This window comes from Nostoc sp. (assembly GCF_041747015.1).
Lineage (GTDB): Bacteria > Cyanobacteriota > Cyanobacteriia > Cyanobacteriales > Nostocaceae > Nostoc.
Map to the genome: position 1 here is coordinate 1 of NZ_JBGTFY010000090.1, position 3,183 is coordinate 3,183.

General features: G+C 39.8%; 5 protein-coding genes. All 5 read left to right on the top strand.

The genetic code is table 11. The features are described from left to right. Positions 1-200: 200 nt before the first annotated feature. The 5 genes from ACEW80_RS06825 (at position 201) to ACEW80_RS06845 (ending at position 3,075) form a co-directional block, all read left to right on the top strand. Complete coding sequence (locus ACEW80_RS06825; protein WP_373525874.1) at positions 201-1,565, top strand: AAA family ATPase; 1,365 nt, start codon at positions 201-203, stop codon at positions 1,563-1,565. Further along, entirely contained in the window at positions 1,565-2,296 is a 732-nt protein-coding gene (locus tag ACEW80_RS06830) for a hypothetical protein (protein ID WP_373525875.1), read from the top strand. The genes ACEW80_RS06825 and ACEW80_RS06830 overlap by 1 nt, the downstream gene beginning before the upstream one ends. Before the next feature lie 208 nt (positions 2,297-2,504). After that, on the top strand, positions 2,505-2,618 hold the full coding sequence (locus tag ACEW80_RS06835; RefSeq protein WP_373525876.1) for a hypothetical protein: 114 nt from the start codon (positions 2,505-2,507) through the stop codon (positions 2,616-2,618). Further along, positions 2,615-2,839 carry a hypothetical protein gene (locus tag ACEW80_RS06840; RefSeq protein WP_373525877.1) on the top strand — a complete coding sequence of 75 codons (225 nt, stop codon included), beginning with the start codon at positions 2,615-2,617 and terminating at the stop codon, positions 2,837-2,839. The genes ACEW80_RS06835 and ACEW80_RS06840 overlap by 4 nt, the downstream gene beginning before the upstream one ends. Before the next feature lie 74 nt (positions 2,840-2,913). After that, positions 2,914-3,075, top strand: a complete 162-nt coding sequence (locus ACEW80_RS06845) for a DUF2256 domain-containing protein (RefSeq protein ID WP_373525878.1) — start codon at positions 2,914-2,916, stop codon at positions 3,073-3,075. The last annotated feature ends 108 nt before the right edge of the window (positions 3,076-3,183 follow it).

The following is a 3,183-nucleotide window of genomic DNA, read 5'->3' on the forward strand; positions in this document are numbered from 1 at the left end:
CCAGCAAACAAAACCAGGCAATTTTTTTAGATCGCCAGGGTCGCCAAGTCCAGATTGAACCGTGCAGCAAACTCCAGATGGCCCACCAGATTTTTGACTTTGTTCTAGGACTTGAGTGATATGCCAGCGGACCTGTGGGAATTCTTGATCTATGCTCTCGAAATAGTTCTGAAGACTACAAAGCAGTAGAGGTCTAAGCGTTGAACTTTAATCCTAGCTATTGTCGTAATGAAAGTGAAGTTGAAAGCAAGCTAATCGTTCAATACTTGCTCCCAGCATTAGGATATAGACAAGAAGACTGGCATCAAGAGGTGGCATTAGGTAGCATTCGCCTTGACTTCATAGCCTTTGCTGCACAGGTGCTACCGTTCACGCTTGACACTAATTCTCCTTTGAGCTTAGTCATAGAGGCGAAAAGTCCTCGTCATAGCTTAAACCTGTATGTTCGTCGTCTTAAACAGTATTTAATCGCTCTTCACACAAAGTATGGATTATTAACCAATGGAAAAGAATTAAGAATATACGAAAGATCTGACAATGATATTCAGATTATATTCAAGTGTTCTGGGGAAGAGATTACAGACAGAATTGCTGAGATCAACGCCATAGTAGGTAGGGAGTCTATAAAACAAAGACAACCTAGAGAGAAGGTAGCTCAAGATACGAAAAGTAAGCAACAAAAACACAACTATATGAAAATTATTGCGATTTATCACAATAAGGGTGGAGTTGGTAAGACAACGGTATCTGTGAATCTTGCTTCTGCCTTACGAAAGAAAGGACACAGTGTACTGCTGATTGATTTAGATTCGCAAGCTAATTCTACGTTTGCTACTGGTTTAATTAAGTTCCAATTTGAAGAAGACGACAACTTGAGAGACAATAACGTTTTTCATATCCTTAAATCTGCCGACTTCAATTTTATTCAGGATGTTTCACGTCAGTCTAACTTCTTCAATACTCCCGAAATCGATGTTGTTCCTTCTCACATCAGTTTAATTGAAGGTCAATATGAGTTGAACCAAGTTAAAGCGAGCCAAACTCGATTGATCAAGAAGTTGAAACGTGAAGAAAATAAGTATGATTTTGTAGTCATTGATACACCTCCGTCGCGAGATATCTATGCTCAAGTCGCTATTATTGCAGCCCACTATCTAATTATTCCGTCAGATTTAAAGCCATTTGCAAATCAAGGTTTGTCTAGCGTCCGCACATTTATCGAAGAAATTGATGAATTTAGAGAGAGCTTGGGTAGGCAACCTATTAAAGTAATGGGTGTACTTCCTTCGAAAATTTCAACTAACTCACAAGCCTTCAATAAAACTTTCCCCAGGCAGAAGGAAACTATAGTTAAGCATTACAAATTTCCTGTTATGGATTCAATAATTTTTGATAGAACTGCTCTATCACATTGTCTTAACCAGACTATCTCTGTAGGCGACTTAGAAGTACCTGAGCCAAAATCCATACTTGATTTCGCTGAAAAGCATTCCGACGCAAACAAATCTGCCGGAGAATTTGAGGCTTTAGCTATAGAAGTTCTAGAAAAAATGGAGAAGATTTGATGACAAGCTTTGCAAAAGTTGACGTTAAAGAGATTAAGTCTAATGTACTACGCTCAAATTTTTCGGAGGCAGAAATTGAGAAATTAGCTGATTTGATTTTAGAAAGTGGTGGAATTCTTAAACCCTTGATTCTGAAGCAAAATGAAATTGATAGCTATTTGGTTCTTGATGGTCATTTAGAGTACTATGCTGCTGTTAGAGCAAGAGAAAAAAATCCTCAGCAAGGTGAAACGGTAAATGCATTTGTAATTTCATCAAAAAATGAGGCAGTTATACAAAAGCAAATTCAGGTTCTAAATGACTCGAATAAACTTAGTGACGATTCTAATCAACAAAGTTCAACAGTTCCTAAATCTACAAATCAAGAAAGAAATAGTGACTGGATCACTAGCTTTGAAATGAGGCTGAGTGAAATTAGAGAAATATTATTTCAGACAAAACGTGACCATGAATATCGCTTCATTCAAATTGATAAGAATTTTCAAGAGAAACAAAAACTGGATTTACTAGACTTGCTGAATACTTTAGAAAAGCAAGTCTTAATTGAGCAACTATCGCGCTATGGCATTCAAAAGGATAAAATCGAAGCAATTTACAATGCCCGAAACCAGAAGGAGCATAAAAAATTTGACAGCTATCAAGATGTTGTAAAAGTAACTAAGGGTTTGGGTGCTGGTGGAATGCTGGGTTTAGTTGATGTTTGGGCGCGTGCGAATAAAACAGCGCAGTAATTTTGGTAGCAAGATGTTTAACGTTGGGGTTGGTGGTGAGGCGATCAATGTCCTGCCCTCGGGTGATGAAGTGATCTACCCATAACTTCGTTCATCCCGAAGGTACTATACTCTGGGCGATGAGCGGTGATGAGGAGGAAAAGCTATTCCGACATCAGAACAAAAGACTCAGTGCTTTACTTTGTGCTGCTGGTTCACCAAGCTTTACTTGCCTGTAAATGTGGTTCGTATAGATGAGCGAACAGGGAATGTGTTCTTCTTGGCAGGCAAGGAGAATATTATTGAGATATATCCCAACGGTAGATGGAGGTATGTGCAATGAACAAACCTAACTTTCAGGCAATGAGTCAGAAAGAGTTACATGCCTACGTACTGGCTCATCGGGATGATCAAGAAGCATTTTACGCCTACGTGGACAAGTTACATGCAGAAGCTACTTGGGTGGAGATGCCACCTTTGCAGTCTCCAGAGGACTTAGAAAATTATCCTGAATTTCTTGAGCGCGTTCGCAGGAGTTCGGAGCCGCGAGACAACGTAGTTTAATACTTTCGTGCAGCAGACGTAACAGAGCCGATCAGTGGGGATGCCTTGGTGATTCTGCTGGGGGTAAGAAGTTGATGAAACAAAATAAGCCCAAGAAACAAGACTTACCTCAGAAAATCTGCCCCGTGTGTGGTCGCCCTTTCACCTGGCGGAAGAAGTGGGAAAAGGTTTGGGAGGATGTGATCTACTGTAGCGATCGCTGCCGCAGGCATAAACGAGACAGCTTAAAAGACTAACCCTTTGTATCTTCTGAGACACTCTAGGGCAGGTTACTTTGGTAAAAGTATTGATCAATACAAATTCATAGGTTGTCAACGCTATAGCCAAATTAATTAACTGAACTC